Origin of the sequence: Amniculibacterium sp. G2-70, from assembly GCF_014353055.1 — a bacterium.
Taxonomy (GTDB): Bacteria; Bacteroidota; Bacteroidia; order Flavobacteriales; family Weeksellaceae; genus Amniculibacterium; species Amniculibacterium aquaticum.
Genome location: NZ_CP060698.1, coordinates 185,189 through 203,826, shown reverse-complemented (window position 1 = coordinate 203,826; position 18,638 = coordinate 185,189). Strand labels below are relative to the sequence as shown.

The following is an 18,638-nucleotide window of genomic DNA, read 5'->3' as shown; positions in this document are numbered from 1 at the left end:
TAGAAAATTATGAAAAAAATATTCGCAATCATAGGTTTGGTAGCACTTAGTTTAAGTTCAGTAAGTTGCGACCGCTTTTTAGATATACAACCGGAAGGTAAAGTAATCCCTACGACTACAGAAGATTACAGAAAAGTGTTGACTTCGGCTTATGCCAAATACCCAACGCACAAATCATTAACAGCACTTCGAACAGATGAATTGATGATTAATGACAACAGCATGGATTTCCCAAATTACCGAGAAATCGCCATGTGGAAAGATTCTAACCTGGATGCAGTAACTGTAGAATTTCCTTGGGTAAGTTTTTATTCCGTGATTTTTTATGCCAACCAAACCATCAACGAAGGGACAAAAACCATGACGGAAGGGGCCGAGAAAAACCAAATTTTGGCGGAAGCCTATGCTCTAAGAGCATACACCTATTTTGATTTGGTAAATTTATACGGAAAACCGTACAATGCAGCAACGGCTTCGTCTGACAAAGGAGTCCCAATCAGTTTAGAGATTGATCTAGAACAGGTGTTGCCAGCATCTTCTGTTCAGCAAGTTTATGATCAAATTCATTCGGATTTAGACAAGGCCGAATCGTTGATGAATGCAGAAAAACAGGAGCAAGCTACCAAATACCGTTTCTCAAAAGTTGCTTTGAAAGCTTTGCAAGCCAGAGTTTCTTTGTACCAAAATAACCATCAATCTGCCATGGATTTTGCCAACCAAGCATTGGCCATTCAGAATGACTTGGTAGATCTCAATACCAGCACGGCTGCTCCCAACCGTTTCGATTCTAAAGAGTCCATTTTAGCTTTGGATTTTGCTCTTAATAATGGAGTTCAAAATGTGGCTTACGCATCACCAGAGCTTATTGCAAGCTACGATGCCAACAACGACAAAAGATTCGGAATCTATTACGAAAAAACAGGCAGTAAATACAAAGTGAAAAAAGGAGGCAGTACGGACTTTAGAGTTTCTTTCCGTACGGCTGAGCTGTATTTTATAAAAGCTGAAGCCTTGTTGAAACTGAATCAGTTACAAAATTCAAAAGATGTTTTGATGCCTGTTTTAGAGAAAAGGTACAATGCAACCGGTCTTGCAACGGTACAAGCATCCATTTCTACCATGGACAATGCAGCATTTATGAATTTTATTTTGGACGAAAGAAATCGTGAGTTTGCCTTGGAAGGACAAAGATGGTACGACCTGAGAAGAGCCAACCAAAAACAAATTGTTCACAACATCAACGGTACGGTATTTACCCTACAAGCCAACGATGTTCGTTACACCATTGCAATACCACCTTCGGCAAAGAAAAATAACCCGAACTTATAATAAATTCTTCATATCAATTTTTATTGAGGAACCGTTTAGACTTTTATAGTTTAGGCGGTTTTTTGTATTTTTGTACCATCATGAAAATTGCCATTGTTGAAGACGAAATCCTCGCACAGAACTATCTGAAAGAAATTTTAGAAAGACAAAACTTGGTGTCCATTTCATCCATAACCGGCTTGAGATCCAAGAAACAAGCTGTTGATTTTTTTTCTGAAAACACCGTCGATCTCATTTTTATGGACATCCATTTGGGCGATGGTAAAAGTTTGGAAATTTTTGAAGAAGTTGAACTGAAAACACCCATCATTTTTACCACAGCTTATGATGAATATGCCCTAAAAGTGTTTAAACATTTTACCATTGATTATTTGTTAAAACCTTATGAAGAGGAGCAATTGTTATCCGCTTTGGAAAAATTTTTGTCCATTTTAGAAAATTTTAATCCCAGCGATTCGATACAAAAATTAGCCAAATTGGACTTGATCGATCAGCCCAAGTTGATGAGCCGCTTTTTGGTTGCCGATGGGCATCAGCTAAAATCGCTTCAGGAAGAAGATATTGCTTATTTTTTTGCTTCAGGAAAATACTTGTTCATCACGACAAAAGACAAAAAATCGTACATTTATGAAGACACCATTAAAGATATTATTGGGAAAATAAATCCCAATTTGTTCTTCAAAATCAATAGAAAATTTATTGTGAACATCGGTGCCATTTCCGATGTCATAAAACATTCCAGTCAAAAAATTGAGCTGAAACTGCAACCCTCACCGGATACGGAGTCCGATGTATTTGTCAGCAAACAGCAAATCAACGATTGGAAGGATTGGATGAACCAATGACAACGATTGTTTTTTTCGTTTTGATGATTGGTAAAAGCCCTGTATATTTGTCCTCATTCAATGGTGATAACCGTCAAGAAATACATTCAACATGGAAAAATTTAAAGTAGAAGTTTGGAGCGATATTGTCTGTCCATTCTGTTATATCGGGAAAAAGAATTATGAATTGGCTTTAGAAAAATTTGAACACTCCTCTGAAATAGAGTTGGAGTTCAAAAGTTTTCAACTCGACCCACAGTTCAGCCATAACCCCGATGATCGTTATGATCTGAATAAAGGTTTGGCCGAAAAATACAATAAATCGCTAGCAGAAATTGAACAAATGCAAGTGCATATAAAACAAAGTGCACATGCTGTAGGGTTGAATTTTGATTTTGAAAATTCGTATCGATTCAATACTGAAAATGCACACAGATTGTTGCACAAAGCCCACGATAAAGGCATTGGTACAAAAATGTCTGAAGCTTTTTTCTCGGCATATCTTGAAAAGGGATTGAATTTGGCAAAACCAGAAATCTTAAAGCAAGTTGCCGTAGAAAACGGTTTGAGTCCTGAGGAAGTGGATGATGCATTGACCAATGAAACTTTTGCCTACCGAGTGCAACAGGACATGCAAGAAGCTGGAAATTTGAGAATTTCCGGAGTTCCGTTTTTTGTTTTTAACAGAAAATACGGAGTTTCTGGAGCCCAACCTGTTGATGTATTTCTAAAAACTTTGGAACAATCCTATGAAGATTGGAAGAAAACGACGCCTTCAAAATTAGAAATAATCGATGATGGAGCCCGCTGCGATATCAATGGAAATTGTGAATAAAATAGGTGTTCTTTAGGGATTAAGCCCATTTTTTTGGCTTCAATAAAAATCAAATCTCCTCTGCAAATCGTATTGCAGAGGAGATTTAATTTTTATAGACTATTTTTTGGTTTATAAAAAACGGTTAATAAACTATTTCAAATCGGTTATGTTTTCTAAAAAATAACAATTTTCGTGTCTTGTCATACCGATTTTTGAATAATAATTTACTGCTTTTGGTGCAGCAAGTAAAATAAGTTTAGCTTTTGGAGTTTCTAATTTTGTTAGTCGTACAAGTTCTTTTCCAATACCTTGTTTTTGAAATTTGCTATCAACGGCTAAGTCTGACAAATAAGTACAATAAAAAAAGTCTGTCAAAGACCTTGCTACACCAATTATTTTCCCATCAAAACGAGCCGTAACAATTAAATTTCCGTATTCCAGCATTTTAGCAATTCTGCCGGGATCGTTTACTGGTCGTCTTTCGCTCAATGTTGAGTTTATTAATACTTCGGTAAATTCTTCAACACTAAGATTTTTTTCTATTTGGTAGGTTAGCATAGTATATATAATTTCTAAATACAAAACAAAAATCACAACTTATTGAAAATAAGTGAAATAAATTGCTGAAAGTTTTCATAAAAAATTGATTTTTTGTAAATTAATAAATGTTCTTTATGCATTTAGCAAGCCACACAAAAACCAATTATGAGAATAAAAGTACAGAATTAAGTTCAGTTTTAGAACAAAATTTTCACTTTAAATTTAACCACAAATCCTTTTTGGCTTCAGTAAAAATTAAAAACTCCTCTGCAATACGGTTTGCAGAGGAGTTTTGATATATAAATAGGTGTTTTTATATTTTATTGTTCAGGCTGTGCCATCCACCTCCATTGAACACTTGGGTATATCCGTTGCTTTTTAAAATTCCTTTGGCAGTTGCAGAACGCATCCCGGATGCACAGCAAGTAATGATGGTTTTGTTTTTATCTTTCAAAATGTTTAGGTTTTGAGAAAGGGTATTCAGAGGGATGTTCAACGATCCTTTGATGTGTCCACCAGCAAATTCGACTTTGCTTCTTACATCTATAATGATTGCTCCGTTTCTTTTCAGCTCGACAAAATCGACCGACTGCAATCCTAAAAGTTTTTTAAAAAATCCAAACATAACAATCTCTTTATTTTTTTGCAAACTTATGCAATCTTCCTATTTTTTTTGGTGATGAAGATTACAAAAGCGTAATTTTATTTCTGGACAATACGATGAGTTTATTTTTCTCCATTTGCTTTAGCGTTCTGCTGGTCGCCTCTCGGGATATGCCCAACTCGTCGGCCAATTGCTGATGGGTAGCTGTGACTTCATTGCTTTCGTAGAGCTGACTTTTCTGTTTTAGCAAATGCAAAATTCGGGCATCTACTTTTTGGAAGGCTACAGAATTGACCACTTCTAAAAGTTCTTCGAATCTTTTTTGATACAAAGTGAAAATAAAATCGGTCCATTCCGGATATTTTTTAATCCATTCTTTGGCTTTTGGGATGGAGACCATTAATATTTCGGCTTCTTCTTCGATTACGGCGCGTATCTTGGATTTGTCCTGTTTCATTCCAGAAAGGATAGAGACAATGCAACTTTCTCCAGGTTGTATGTAATAGAGGAGGATTTCTCTGCCATCTTCTTCAGTTCGTATCACTTTTATACTTCCAGAAACGACGATAGGAATGTAATTGACATAAGAATCCACATCCAAAATTACCGTTCCGGTTCGAAAAGTTTTCAGTTCGCCCGAGTTTTTTATCTCGTCTTTTAGTTCGGTTTTAAATTGTTCCATCATGTTCATCTTTCAAAAATAGTCAATAATAATTTTGTGTTCAAAATATTTGGGTAAAGTAATTCATTTCCTGATATCTATTCTGTAACCACGGTCACATTGGAGTTTGTTTTGATTGAATAACTTTGAATGAACTAAAATTTGGAGAACTATGAAAAGATACATCACCGCTACTGCAATTGTTGCTCTATCATTTTTGATGGTTTCTTGTACGGCCAATAAAACGGCTACAACGCCTTTGGATCAAGAAAAAGCTTTGGCTTATGTACAAGAAACTAAAGAACTTTTGATGGGTACTTTAATGAAAAAAATTAAAGAAAACGGAACCGAAAATGCATTGGAATTTTGTAACATCAATGCATTGCCATTGACCAAGTCGGTTGCTGTAAAGCATCAAACTCAAATAAAAAGGGTATCGGATAAAAATAGAAATCCACAAAATAAGGCCAATGCTCAGGAGATCGCACTCATCAATCGTTATAAAGCTCAGTTATTGGAAGGTAAGGAAGTGGGAGCGGTGATGAAAGACCACCAACTTTATGTACCCATTGTGACCAATTCCCAATGTTTGAAGTGCCATGGAGTTGCGGGTGAAACGATAGAACTAAAGACGGCTGAGAAGTTGAAAAAACTCTATCCGAACGATTTGGCAACGGGTTATAAAGTCAATGAAATCCGTGGGTTATTTGTGGTAAGTAGTAAGTGATTTTGAAAAATGAAAAATGCGAATCTAAAGAAAATTATACATTGAAAAGTAAAAAAGGCAGTCATTTTCACGACTGCCTTTAAAATAATTAATAGGTTTGAAAAAATTAAAATTTGTAGTTTAATTGAACTGCAAAGTTTCTTGGTTGGATTTGGTCGATGTAACCTCCTCTAAAATAAGAAGTATAACCCACCGCATCAAAGATATTATTAAGATATGCTCTCACAGAATAATTTTGGAAGCTGTATCCAACTTGTGCATTAACCGTAGTGTAAGACGGCATGTCGAACGGCTTCAGACCTGGTTTTACAGAGTTTACATGGCTGTTGGTGAATGTCTTTTGTGTCCATTCGTCTACCGGTCTGGCTCCTACGAAATAGATCCCTGCACCTATATCGAGGCCTTTTAGTAAATCGTGATCAAATTTATAATTCAACCAACCGTTTGCAGTATGTTTTGCAGAGTTCATTGGTGCAGATCCGTTTACATAAGCCGGGCTGTCTTGGTATTGTGCATCCAAATAAGAGTATCCGGACATCACTTGCAAGTTAGGTAAGATTCTACCGATTAATTCTACTTCTACACCTTTTCTTCTTAGATTACCTGCCAATCCATAAAGTGTATTTCCTTCTGAATCTTTTACCGGATTGTAGTTTGCATCCAAGATGCTGTACGATAGGTTGTCGGTGTTGATATCAAATAGGGTTACATTAAATCTCAATCTTTCGCCAAACCAATCCGATTTAATTCCTGCTTCCCATTGTTTGGTATGAGATGGACCTACGAAACCACCCGTTTGTAGTACATTGTTTACCGATCTTAGAGAGGTTGTTGTTGTGTACGACCCGAAAACATTCACATTTTCAATAGGAGAAATGATTAATCCGAAGGAAGGATTCCAAGAATCGGTCACTCTTCTTGTAGATCCGTTTAGGTTAGAATAACGGATTCCCAGATGTGCTTTCACATATTTCCCAAACTGCATAACATCTTGTGCCATCAACCCATAAGTTGGGGTAAGCACAGCATTGGACCATCCTTGGCTTGCGTAAACTACATGTACAGGTAGGTGGTTAGGAATTGATCCGTTCACCACATCAATAACATCCAAAGGATTGGTTGAACCGATTAAATTGGCATTGGAAACCGAATTTTTGTAAGCATTAAAGGTCTCATAAGATGTTTTAGACTCTTTCCAGTCAAATCCTAATTGGAACAAATGCTTGATAGGTCCTGTCTGAATATCTTGACCGATAAAATCGAATTGGAATACTTTGTTAATATCTTCGCTTGCCGATTTACCAATCGTTCTTTGTCTTACTGTGTAGCCTGCATTTTTTACCGGTGCAATGGATGAAGCTTCGCTATCGGAAGTTCTGTTTGCTTGGATGTATGTGGCTCTAACTTTAAATTTATTGGAGATTTTTCTATCGGCAGAAATGGCAAAATTATAAGCCTCAGTTTTGTTATAATCGCTGGCATAACCCAAAAATTTATCTTTAGGCATGTGATACAAAGCTTCTGTATCTCCATTTGCTGTGTTGATGGTACCTCTGTCCGGAGTTTGGTTGTTGTACAAATAATCCATTTCCAATACAATGTTGGTTTTATCATCCGGACGGAAAGCTACGGACGGATTAACATAAACCCTCTCACCTTGAACAAAAGGACGGAATGAATTGTTATTTTGATATGCACCGTTGAAACGAACCGCAACCTTACCTTGCTTATCCAAAACTCTTTGTACATCTAGTGTTGGTCTGTAAAAATCCCAACTTCCGTAACGGAAACCTACATTTCCAGAATTGATGAATCTTGGAGTTTTAGTCACCACATTGATCACCCCACCTGCAGATCCCAGACCATCACCAATACCTTGGGTAACGGCAGCCGATCCCTTGATAACCTGCACATTCTCTATCCCTTGCATATCGGTAAGCATCCCTGCAGTACGGAAATCGGAGTCCATAGAAACCCCATTTTTCAATACAGGAACCCCACGGTATCCACGGATGGTCATACTTTCGTTAGAACCCCCATAGCTGGAAAAACGAGTAACGCCAGGTACATTTTGTGCTACTTCAGTTAGGGTCATTGCTCCCAATTCTTCAATGGCTTTATAAGAAATTACAGAAATACTTTGGATTTGATCTCTGGTTTTTAGAGGAAGTCTGGTAATGGCTTCTAGACCTTGGGTTTTTTGTTTAGCAACACCAAACAATTCAACTTTTTCAATTTCTTTTTGTTTGATGGAATCTTTTGTTTGATTTTGGGCATTGGCAAGTACTCCAGATAAGATAAGTACTGAGGTTGCAATATATTTATTCATAACTTTTATTTTACGAGTGCAAATTTATTTTTAATTATTCTAAATAACAACATGATGAATGTCATTTTGTTAAAGAACTCATAATTTATAATGTTAATATATTGGTATTAAGTGTTTTATGACAATCTTAAACGCTTATTTATTTTTAATAATTCTAAAAAAGAATAAAATCTTAATAAAATAAAGATGTTTTTATCCTTTTTTTAGGTTCTTTTTAAAACAAAAATGTGGATTAAATAGGATAATTTGTCCTGAATAGGGATTTATAGATTTCAAATAAAATCATAAATTGCATTGATAAAATTCATTATGAAAAAAAGCATTTTTATACTTAGCCTACTGCTTATACTTTTAAATTGTAAAACGGCAGACAAGAAAGGAGGTGATCTTCAGAATAAGATCAACCAAATAACATCCGATAAAAAAGCGCTAATCGGAGTTTCAATTTTAAACTTAGACGGTAGGGAAGTGGCCTCCATTAACGGACAAGAAAAACTTCCCATGCAAAGCGTGTATAAATTTCACATTGCTTTGGCCGTGCTTTCAGAGGTGGATCGTGGTCGATTTTCTTTGGATCAAAAAGTTGACATAAAAAAATCCGATTGGTATCCGAATACTTGGAGTCCCATGCGAGATGATAACCCCGAAGGTGGATCTTTTACCGTAGCTCAACTGTTGGAATATGCCGTGTCTAAAAGCGATAATATCGCTTGCGACGAGTTGTTAAAATTACTGGGTTCTCCAAAAAATGTAGATGCCTACATCAAAAGTCAAGGCATCAAAAATGTTTCTATAAAGCTTACCGAAAAAGAAATGCAAGCTACTTGGGATGCCATGTATGAAAACTGGACAACACCCCATGCAGCATCTGAAATTGCATATAAGTTTTACACAGACAAAAAATTATTATCACAAAAAAGCCACGATTTCCTTTGGAAAATTATGCATGAAACCAACACAGGAGAAAATCGTTTGAAAGGAAACTTGCCCAACGGAACAATCGTAGCGCACAAAACCGGTACCTCTGGCAGGAAAGATGGTGTACTCGCAGCGTGCAACGATATGGGCATTGTGATGTTGCCTAATGGCAATTATTTTGTAATTACGGTTTTTGTAACGCAGTCTAAAGAAAATGATGCAGAAAACGAAAAGATAATTGCCGAAATTTCCAAAGCGGCCTACGATTATTTTTTAGCCAATAAACTTTAATTCATGTATCTAACAAAATAATTTAATTGAAACAGCATAGTCTCATAATGCACCCTTATTGTTATAAATACTATGTTTCTATGTTGTTTTTCAATTTTTGTCAAGTACTTAACCAATAAACAATAAAGAAATGAATCAGAATAGAAAATCCATTAATGAAATGGATCCATCTGCTTTTAAAGCGATGTTAGCTTTAGAAAATTGGGGGAAAAGTTGTGATCTGGATCCCAAACTAAAAGAATTAATAAAGATCAGAGCCTCGCAAATTAACGGTTGTGCCTATTGTTTGGACATGCATACCGAAGATGCTTTGGATTTGGGCGAAAGCAGTCGAAGGATATTTGCCGTTTCGGTTTGGCATGAATCGCATCTTTTTTCTGAAGAAGAAAGAACCCTTTTGCAATACACTGAAGAAGTTACAAATATCGCACAGGAAGGAGTTCAGGACGAAACACATCGTAAAATGCTTCAGTTTTTTGGAGAAAAAATGACCGCTCAAATTCTCATGCTCGTTGTAACCATAAATGCTTGGAACAGAATTGCAGTAGCAACAAAGTTGATTTATAAAGATTAAAATAATGGAAGGGCAACAAGCATTGGTTACCCTTCCAATATTTTTGATTTCACCTCTTTGGTATAGGTCCTGCCAATCGGGATTTTGTATCCGGAAATGTGCAGAAGATTTCCCTCAATTGAGTTTATTTTATCCAAAGAAACGGTAAACGATTTATGAACTCTATAAAATTGCTGATTGGGTAATTCTTCAGAAACCGAAGTTAGCGTCCTGTGCGTGATATAGGACTTTTCAGGGGTTATTACTTTCACATACTCCTTCATGCCTTCAACAAAAATAATGTCGTCATGGTATAATTTTACCATTTTTTTATCGACTTTCAGGATGATGAAATCGTTCTTAGGAGCAGCGGTTTCCGGCTTTTTAAAGGTGCTTTCAATTTTGTTAATGCACTTGATAAAACGAGAGATTGGGATGGGTTTCACCAAATAATCCAAGACATCCAAGTCGTAGCTTTCGGCAGCAAATTCTCTGTACGCTGTGGTAATAATAATTTTTGTTTTGTGCTTGTTATCGTAGAGTTTTATCAGTTCGAAACCTGAAATAATGGGCATATTGATATCGACAAATAAAACATCGACTTGGTTTTTGTTCAGGAAATCCAAAGCTTCTACTGCGTTATGAAATGCAGCTAATACCTCAAAATCAGGAAAGGTTTTCAGGTAATTTTGGATGACTTCCTGAGCCAAAGGTTCGTCATCGATAATAACACAACTAATTTTCTTCATAATTAATCGGGATTTCTAGTTTAGCAATATAATAATTCAACTTGGTACTGTGTTGAAACTGAAATTCTTTACCAAATAAAAGGTGCAATCGTTCCAAAACATTTTCATTCCCAATTCCGCTTTCTATTTTCTTCTTTTTGGACGGGTCAAAATTGTTGATGACTTCAAATGTAAGATATTTTTTGTTTTTTAGAGAACAATTTATTTTTATTCGAAAAATATCATTGAATCCACCATGTTTGAACGCATTTTCTACAAAATTTATAAAAATCATGGGTGGCACAACAATTCCACTAAGATCCGTGTTGATGTTGGTACGAACTTCTATATTTTTAAACCTTAGCTTTTCAATATCAATATAATTTTGAATATAGTCCAACTCCTTTGTCATCAGTACAGTATTACTTTCTTTGATGTCATAAATAAGGTGTTTCATGAGTTTGGATAGCTTGATGATGGTGGGTGCTACCAATTCGGATTTGGACAGTGATAGAGCGTAAAGATTGTTCAATGTATTGAAAAAGAAATGCGGTTGTATTTGCAATTCCAAACTACGAACTTTTATTTTTAATTGTTCTTCGCTCAAAGCTCGGTTTCTTTCTCTTTCCTTCAGCCAATACAATGTAAAATAGACCGAAGTTGCCATACCCACAACATACAATTCGCCAATTACCACTGCAACAATATGGTTGATGTCAAAAGAATGATACTCTCTATTGGCTTCTGGCCAAATATTTTTAGAAATCAAGAAATAGGTAAGCCCTGTTTTCATCAGATACAAGAGCAGTAAACTACAAAGTAATGCAAAAATGTATAGGATGTATTTGGACCTTAGTATTAGCTTAGGTACCAATACAAATAAATTGAAATAAACCAATGGTATGATGAGCGAAAACTCGATCAGGTTGGATTTTAACGAGTACCAATAATCATTGAAGTAGGATCCCCAGCGTAAAAAATTTAGGAAAAAATATACGAACCAAAATAAGAAATGGTGTAATATTTTAATCTCAAAATGGATCAATTTATTGGTCATGTTACTCTCCATCTACTGTGGTTTTTCTTAATTATGGTATGTTTAAAGGCTCTAAAAATAGAAAAATTTATCAATAGCCCTGCAAAAAATATTTTTAAGTTGGGTTAATTTAATGATAATGAAGTGTTTTGTTTTTTGAATTTTTATTAATAATGATGATTATTAGGTTGTTTATTGAAAATATTGGTATTAAACTGTTAAAATCTATTATTATATAACAAATATTTTGTGATTGTGCATTTTTGCTGTGATTTTGTGATTGAAATTACAGGATTTTACTTTTGACCATCTTTTTTGCATAAACAAATGTTTAAAATTAGGCTGAAATTATTGTTAATTATCCATTAAAACTTTAAGCCGTATTGTTGATGGTCAATAAAAGAATGTCGTTGGTAGAAAATTAAGCTCAATTGGTTTAATTTTTTTTTGAGTGCCAATGAATATTAAATATATTTAAAAATCGAGAATTGATCATTTTTTATACCTCGAAAAAAGAGAAAAAGTTATCGTTATCGAAAAAAAAAGAAATAAAAATTTAACCTAGAAATATGAAAAAAATTACAAATTCAGTCTTGGTTGTGGTTTTATCCTCCACCTTTGCGTTTGCATCGGCACAATCGGGTAAAACGGATAGTTTAAAGACTAAAGACATCCAAGGCGTAGTTGTTACCGCATTGGGAATCAAAAAAGAAAAGAGAGCATTGACTTATTCTGCACAAGAAATTGGTGGCGATGCTTTGGTAAAGGTGAAAGATGCCAATCCCATCAACAGTCTGTCCGGTCGTGTTGCCGGGATGAACATTTCCAGAAGCTCCTCCGGTGTGGCGGGTTCTGTTAAGGTGACTTTAAGAGGCGAGTCTTCTGCCAGAAACAACCAACCACTTTATGTTATCGATGGTGTACCGATTGCCAATACTTCGCCGGCACAACCGTATAAAATTTTTGGTGACGAAGGGGGTAGTAGAGACGGTGGCGATGTGCTGTCCATGATCAACCCGGACGATATCGAGAACATAACAGTTCTTAGAGGTGCTGCTTCAGCTGCTTTGTACGGAAGTCAAGGTGCCAACGGAGTTATCCTTATTACCACTAAAAAAGGAAAGGCTGGAAAAGTTTCTGTTAACATCAACTCCAATACCACGGTAGAATCGGCGGCTTATATGCCAAAGTTGCAATACGAATATTTAGCATCTACACCAGGAAAAGGTGGACAAAGTTGGGGAGCTAAAGGAAGCTCTGAAAATTATGCTAAGAAATTTTTCGATACAGGAGTTACCACCATCAACTCGGTATCTTTAAGTGCAGGAAACCAAGTGTCGTCCAGTTACCTATCGTACTCCAATTCCCTTTCTCATGGGACATTACCAACGAGTAAGATGAATCAGAACAACATCAGTTTTAGAGAAAATATTAATTTGTTTGATGATAAATTGAAAATCGATGCTTCGGCAAATGTTTCAGAACAAATTTATCACAACAGACCGGGAAGTGGTTTGTATTTTAACCCATTGGTAAGCGTATATGCTTTCCCAAGAGGTGAAAATTTTGGAGACTACATCAATAATTTCGAAAAGTTGGATCCCATCGATTACATCAATAAGCAAGTGAGATTCCCGAACTCGGCGTACTCAAGCGATATCGAACAAAACCCGTATTGGATTCTAAATCGTGCTGCAACCGACGAAAACAACAAAAGAGCTTACCTAAAAGGATCCATTTCTTATGCAGCTACAGACTGGTTAACCTTACAAGGGCGTGCTTCTTATGACTATGTCAACAGAAAATACCAAAGAAGAATGTACGCATCTACCGATGCAACTTTGGCTACCGCGAACGGAAGATACATACAAGAGAACAGCGTAGATACCCAATGGTACATGGACTTTTTAGCAACTGTGAATAAGTCTTTTGATAAATTTGACCTTACCACAGTATTGGGTGTGAGCAGAAACGATTATAAATTGGGAGACCTAACCTTTGCCGATTCTGGATACACCCAAGGTAACGGTCTGAAAATTCCGAATTATTTCGTTTTAGGCAATTTTACTTCCACACAAGGTATTGGAAATTCTATTGGAACAGACAAAGAAGTTCGTTCGGTTTTTGGAACGGTACAGTTGGGTTATGATAAAGCCGTATATTTGGATATCTCCGCCAGAAAAGACTGGTCCAGTACACTTAATCAAGGATTTTTCTACCCATCCATCGGTGCATCTACCATTCTTAATAAATACATAGATTTTGGCGAAAATGTTAATTTCCTTAAAGTAAGAGGTGCTTTTGCACAAGTAGGAAACGATATTCCATCCTACATCCAAGACAACCGTTCCAGTTCTTATGGAAAACTAAAAGGCGGTGTGTTGTTAGAACCTGAAGTTTCCAGTTTCCCGGGTATCAATCTGAAACCCGAACTAAAAAAATCTTTAGAATTTGGTCTTGAAGGCCGTTTCTTCAAAAACAGAGTTAACCTCGATTTAACTTACTATAAGTCCAATACCACCAATCAATATTTCGAAATTCAGGCAGCAGCCAATTCTTTGGGTGTTAAGCGATGGGCCATTAACGGTGGTGATATCGAATCCAAAGGTATTGAGGCCAGCCTTAATGTAATACCGGTTAGAAATGAAAACTTCGAATGGAGCTCTACCATCAATATCGGAACCAATAAAAGTTATGTAAAATCATTATCCGATCAACTAAGACAGCCTAACGGAAGTGTTGTCGCGGTATTGACCGAGTTGGATAACTCTTTCCAATATGTTCTGAAAGAAGGAGAACGATTCGGGACCATCATGGTAAAACAATTGGAGAGAGATGCCAATGGACTTGCTATTTTTGACAAAGTCTTGGACAGCAACGGAAATGTGACCGGTTACACGGCTAGAGGAAATAAAATGGTCGATGCCGGAACTCCTTTCCCAGATTGGACCGGAGGTTGGGTGAATACTTTCAACTACAAAAATCTATCGTTGAATGTTGTGATTGATGGTAAAATGGGCGGAAAAGCCGTAAGTACTACCCAAGCTATGTTGGACCAAGCCGGAGTTTCTCAAGCTTCTGCCGATGCCAGAAATACCAATGGCGGAATGATCATGGTGAGCAATGGCGCAGGACAAAACTACAGCATCTCTGTAAAAGACTATTATTCTGCAGTGGGTGGAAGACAAGGCTACACCAGCGAATATGTGTACGATCTGAGCAACTTTAGATTGGCTGAACTTTCCTTGGGCTACTCTTTTAACCCTAAAAATTCTTTCATTAAGAAAGCCAACATCTCCTTGGTCGGAAGAAACCTGTTCTTCATCTACAAAAAAGCAAAAGACATCCCATTCGATCCCAATATGGTTTCCAGTACGGGCGAAGCTTTCCAAGGTGTAGAAGTGTTTTCTCAACCTTCAACAAGAAGTATTGGTCTTAATCTAAATGTAACTTTCTAAATCAAAGAATATGAAAACAATAAAATTCAAAAATAAATTTATAAAATACGGATTGGCTCTTACGGTTTTAGCATCTGTAACTTCATGTTCTGTAGATTCAGAACGAAACATCAACGATGAATACGGCCAAACTCAAGAACAACAAATGCAAGGTCTTACCATTGTAAAAGCTCCATTAGAAAATCTAATGTCCAGCATTGTTATGGTAACTCCGGAGTGGCAATTCCAGTTGCAACAAAACCTTATGGGTGATGTTTTTTCCGGATATATGGCGCCACCAACTCCTTTTGCTGGAGACAGCAACAACACCCACTACAACCTAGTCGATGGTTGGAATCAGTATCCTTGGACCATTGCCTATACAGGAGTTTTGCCTAATGCTTTTAAAGTTGAAAATCGTGCAGCACAACTCAATCTTCCACAGTTTTTAGGCATCGCAAAAATCCTAAAAGTAGAAGGGATGCACAGGATTTCCGATATCTACGGACCGATCATCTATTCTCATTTTGGCGAAAATGCTGCAGGTGATAAATTTGACACTCAAAAAGAAGCGTATTATGCATTTTTTGCCGATTTGGACGCCGGTATTGCAGCTCTTAAAGATGCACAGAATAAAGGATTGGTTCTAGATCCAAGTGCAGACATCAGTGCTTTTGGTGGAAATTTGGCTAAATGGATCAAATTTGGTAATTCACTACGATTAAGATTGGCTCTTCGTATCTCTGGTGTAGATCCTGTGAAAGCCAAAACCGAAGGCGAAAAAGCATTGTCCGATTTAGGAGGTTTGATGTCCAATAATACAGAAAATTTTATCGTGAACAAACCCAATCCTCTTGGAGTGATCAATTCATGGGGCGACACCAGAATGGGAGCTTCTATGGAATCCATTCTCAACGGGTTGCAAGACCCAAGAGTGGGTAAATATTTTACGAAAAACACCTTCAGCAACTCATATACAGGTATTAGACAAGGGATAGACATTACCGCTCACGGTGGAAAGGACTCTTATGTGAAAAATTCAGGCATCAATTCGGATATGTTTTCTCAGATCCAATTGATGACCGCTTCTGAAGTACAATTTCTAATTGCTGAAGCCAAATTGAAAAATTGGAACACCAACGGTATTTCTTCAGAAACGGCGTACAATAACGGTATTCAGTTGTCTTTTGCACAGTACGGACTCACTGCGGGTTCTTACATCACCAATACCAGCAATACACCTGCAAATTATGTAGATGCATTCAACCCGGATAATAACATCAATGCAGCTTCTCAGGTAACCATCGCATGGAATAACGCCGATACCGACGCTTTGAAATTAGAAAAAATCATTACTCAAAAATGGATTTCCGGTTTCCCAGATGGACAAGAAGCTTGGTCGGAATTCAGAAGAACAGGCTATCCTAAACTTTTCCCAGTAAAACTGAATAAAAGTGGTGGATTGATCAGTACTACCGAATTCATTAAGAGAATTAATTTCCCAGCTTCCGAAAAATCAACCAATCCAACAAATGTTTCTGCAGCTGTAGGAATGCTTGGCGGACCGGATAACGGAGGTACCAATCTTTGGTGGGATGTAAATTAATATTTTTATCATAATTATGCTTTTGATGGTATAGGTACAACATTCAGCCTATACCATTTTTTTAAAACCGAGTATAACCCTCTGATAAATTTGTTTATTTTCAATTAAATGTCGTTGGTAGAAGTTTTTATTCCATTAGATTATTTTATTTTTTAAAAATCTAAAATAAAAATACCTTTGATGTTAATGATAATTTAAGTACAAATCTACTTTTAACATGAAAACCAAATTTCAACATAGAGACATTAGTTTCAAAACAGCCGGACAATTTGAAGAAACTCGTTTTGAAAAAATTCACAATGAAATTTTCGAAAATTCTGTAGAAGCTTCCAAAATTGTAGCTCATGAAATTGCAGAACTGATACAATCCAAGCAAAAAGAAAATAAAACCTGCGTTTTGGGTTTGGCAACCGGGTCTTCTCCCATCAAGGTGTACGAAGAGTTGGTAAGGCTGCATAAAGAAGAAAATCTAAGCTTCTCCAATGTGGTATCGTTTAATTTGGACGAGTACTATCCCATGTCCAAAGACAACAAACAAAGTTATCACTTCTTCATGCATCAACATCTTTTCAATCATGTCGATATTCATCCGGATAATGTGCACATCCCTTGTGGTACTGTTCCTTTTGATGAAATTAACCAATGGTGCATCGATTATGAAATGAAAATAAAAGAAGCCGGCGGATTGGATTTTCAACTTCTAGGGATTGGTAGGACAGGTCATGTGGGATTTAATGAACCCGGATCGCACATCAATTCCGGTACCCGCATCATTACTTTGGATCACATCACAAGAGTCGATGCCTCTTCTGATTTTAACGGCATGGAAAATGTGCCTAAAAAGGCCATAACCATGGGGGTTTCAACGATTCTTAGATCCAAAAGGATTGTGCTTCTTGCATGGGGACAAAACAAGGCGGACATCATCAAAAGAACCATTCAGGGGGATATAAGCAGTGATGTTCCTGCAACATTTTTGCAAAATCATCCCAATGTTACTTTTGTTTTGGACAAAACGGCTTCTTCAGAGCTTACAAGATGCAAAACACCTTGGCTGGTAGGAGAGTGTATTTGGACCAAAGAACTTCGTAGTAAGGCCATCGTTTGGCTTTGTGAGAAAACCGGAAAACCCGTGCTGAAACTAACCGATAGGGATTATAACAACAATGGGATGTCGGATCTTTTGGTACAAGAGGGTTCTGCCTACGATCTTAACATCAAAATGTTCAATCAATTGCAGCATTCCATAACGGGTTGGCCCGGTGGAAAGCCCAATCATGACGATACCCACAGACCAGAAAGAGCCCAACCTGCAAAAAAAAGAGTTATCATTTTCAGTCCTCATCCGGATGATGATGTCATCTCAATGGGAGGCACATTTAACAAATTGATTCAACAAGGTCATGAAGTCCATGTAGCTTACCAAACCTCTGGAAATATTGCAGTTACCGATGAAGAAGCCTTGAAATTTGCAGAGGTTTGCAATGATTTTGTAGATCAAGACAGCAGCAATATTAATTTTCAAAAAGTTATTGATTTCCTGAACAATAAAACCGATAACCAAATCGATTCTTTAGAAGTCAGAAAACTAAAAGGACTGATCCGTAGGAGAGAGTCTTATGCTGCAGTTCGCTCTTTTAAATTAACAGACGATAAAGTTCATTTCTTGGATTTACCTTTTTACGAAACGGGCTATATCAAGAAAAATCCACCAACAGAAGTTGATGTAAAGAAGGTAGAAGACCTTATCGCAGCTGTAAAACCCCATCAGGTATTTGCTGCAGGCGATTTGGCCGATCCTCACGGAACTCATGAAGTTTGTTTGAGTTTGATTTTCAAGGCATTAAAGAATTTGAAAGGAAAACCGTACATGCAGGACTGTTGGTTGTGGCTCTACAGAGGTGCTTGGCACGAATGGGATATCGACGAAATTGATATGGCAATTCCGATAAGTCCGGATGAGGTAATGGCCAAGAGAAATGCCATTTTCTACCATCAGTCACAAAAAGATAGAGTCATGTTCCAAGGAAATGACCTTAGAGAATTTTGGATGAGGGCTGAAGATCGTAACAAAAAAACCGCCGAATTGTACAATAAATTGGGCTTAGCAGAATATGAAGCCATTGAGGCTTTTAAAAAATTTGATTTTTAGAAATCAATAATTTTACTTTTTCATTTTTACTTAGGACTAATTGTGGCTCTCTTCGGAAGGTCACAATTAGATTTTTTATTCATTTT

15 protein-coding genes are annotated in these 18,638 nt (G+C 36.8%); 9 read left to right on the top strand and 6 right to left on the bottom strand.

Annotated features, from left to right (window positions below; translation table 11 throughout):
- Positions 1–9 precede the first annotated feature (9 nt).
- The 3 genes from H9Q20_RS00905 to H9Q20_RS00895 all read left to right on the top strand — a co-directional run bounded on the left by H9Q20_RS00905 (position 10) and on the right by H9Q20_RS00895 (position 2,988).
- Positions 10–1,329: a RagB/SusD family nutrient uptake outer membrane protein gene (locus H9Q20_RS00905; RefSeq protein ID WP_124641652.1), complete on the top strand. Its 1,320-nt coding sequence runs from the start codon at positions 10–12 to the stop codon at positions 1,327–1,329.
- An 80-nt stretch (positions 1,330–1,409) separates the two neighbouring features.
- Positions 1,410–2,174 (top strand): LytR/AlgR family response regulator transcription factor, encoded by a 765-nt coding sequence (locus H9Q20_RS00900; RefSeq protein ID WP_124641650.1) that lies wholly within the window; start codon positions 1,410–1,412, stop codon positions 2,172–2,174.
- 91 nt (positions 2,175–2,265) lie between these two features.
- Positions 2,266–2,988 (top strand): DsbA family protein, encoded by a 723-nt coding sequence (locus tag H9Q20_RS00895; RefSeq protein WP_124641648.1) that lies wholly within the window; start codon positions 2,266–2,268, stop codon positions 2,986–2,988.
- A gap of 132 nt (positions 2,989–3,120) precedes the next feature.
- Here the strand turns inward: H9Q20_RS00895 and H9Q20_RS00890 are convergent, their stop codons facing one another.
- The 3 genes from H9Q20_RS00890 to H9Q20_RS00880 form a co-directional block, all read right to left on the bottom strand.
- A complete protein-coding gene (locus H9Q20_RS00890) occupies positions 3,121–3,552 on the bottom strand; it encodes a GNAT family N-acetyltransferase (protein ID WP_262385549.1) in 432 nt (143 codons plus the stop codon).
- A 271-nt stretch (positions 3,553–3,823) separates the two neighbouring features.
- Positions 3,824–4,135, bottom strand: a complete 312-nt coding sequence (locus H9Q20_RS00885; protein ID WP_124641644.1) for a rhodanese-like domain-containing protein — start codon at positions 4,133–4,135, stop codon at positions 3,824–3,826.
- 61 nt (positions 4,136–4,196) lie between these two features.
- Entirely contained in the window at positions 4,197–4,799 is a 603-nt protein-coding gene (locus H9Q20_RS00880) for a Crp/Fnr family transcriptional regulator (RefSeq protein WP_316248111.1), read from the bottom strand.
- Positions 4,800–4,947: 148 nt separating this feature from the next.
- Here H9Q20_RS00880 and H9Q20_RS00875 point away from each other — a divergent pair, with 148 nt between their 5' ends.
- A complete protein-coding gene (locus tag H9Q20_RS00875; RefSeq protein WP_124641639.1) occupies positions 4,948–5,502 on the top strand; it encodes a DUF3365 domain-containing protein in 555 nt (184 codons plus the stop codon).
- Between the two features lie 106 nt (positions 5,503–5,608).
- On the opposite strand, the gene H9Q20_RS00870 is transcribed toward H9Q20_RS00875, so the two are convergent.
- A complete protein-coding gene (locus H9Q20_RS00870; RefSeq protein WP_187478070.1) occupies positions 5,609–7,831 on the bottom strand; it encodes a TonB-dependent siderophore receptor in 2,223 nt (740 codons plus the stop codon).
- Positions 7,832–8,140: 309 nt separating this feature from the next.
- On the opposite strand from H9Q20_RS00870, the gene bla reads away from it, so the two are divergent.
- Positions 8,141–9,040, top strand: coding sequence for a class A beta-lactamase, subclass A2 (gene bla, locus H9Q20_RS00865; RefSeq protein ID WP_124641635.1), 900 nt, complete (start codon positions 8,141–8,143; stop codon positions 9,038–9,040).
- Positions 9,041–9,170: 130 nt separating this feature from the next.
- Entirely contained in the window at positions 9,171–9,614 is a 444-nt protein-coding gene (locus tag H9Q20_RS00860; RefSeq protein ID WP_187478069.1) for a carboxymuconolactone decarboxylase family protein, read from the top strand.
- A gap of 26 nt (positions 9,615–9,640) precedes the next feature.
- On the opposite strand, the gene H9Q20_RS00855 is transcribed toward H9Q20_RS00860, so the two are convergent.
- Both H9Q20_RS00855 and H9Q20_RS00850 read right to left on the bottom strand, forming a co-directional pair.
- Positions 9,641–10,342, bottom strand: a complete 702-nt coding sequence (locus H9Q20_RS00855) for a LytR/AlgR family response regulator transcription factor (protein WP_124641631.1) — start codon at positions 10,340–10,342, stop codon at positions 9,641–9,643.
- On the bottom strand, positions 10,329–11,390 hold the full coding sequence (locus H9Q20_RS00850; protein WP_241154749.1) for a sensor histidine kinase: 1,062 nt from the start codon (positions 11,388–11,390) through the stop codon (positions 10,329–10,331). Before H9Q20_RS00850 ends, H9Q20_RS00855 begins: the two co-directional genes overlap by 14 nt.
- 536 nt (positions 11,391–11,926) lie before the next feature.
- Between H9Q20_RS00850 and H9Q20_RS00845 the strand changes: the two genes are divergently transcribed.
- From H9Q20_RS00845 to nagB, 3 genes are all read left to right on the top strand, one after another.
- Positions 11,927–14,815 (top strand): SusC/RagA family TonB-linked outer membrane protein, encoded by a 2,889-nt coding sequence (locus H9Q20_RS00845; RefSeq protein ID WP_187478068.1) that lies wholly within the window; start codon positions 11,927–11,929, stop codon positions 14,813–14,815.
- 10 nt (positions 14,816–14,825) lie between these two features.
- Positions 14,826–16,400, top strand: a complete 1,575-nt coding sequence (locus H9Q20_RS00840) for a SusD/RagB family nutrient-binding outer membrane lipoprotein (RefSeq protein WP_124642481.1) — start codon at positions 14,826–14,828, stop codon at positions 16,398–16,400.
- A gap of 217 nt (positions 16,401–16,617) precedes the next feature.
- Positions 16,618–18,552 (top strand): glucosamine-6-phosphate deaminase, encoded by a 1,935-nt coding sequence (gene nagB / locus H9Q20_RS00835; RefSeq protein WP_124642483.1) that lies wholly within the window; start codon positions 16,618–16,620, stop codon positions 18,550–18,552.
- The last annotated feature ends 86 nt before the right edge of the window (positions 18,553–18,638 follow it).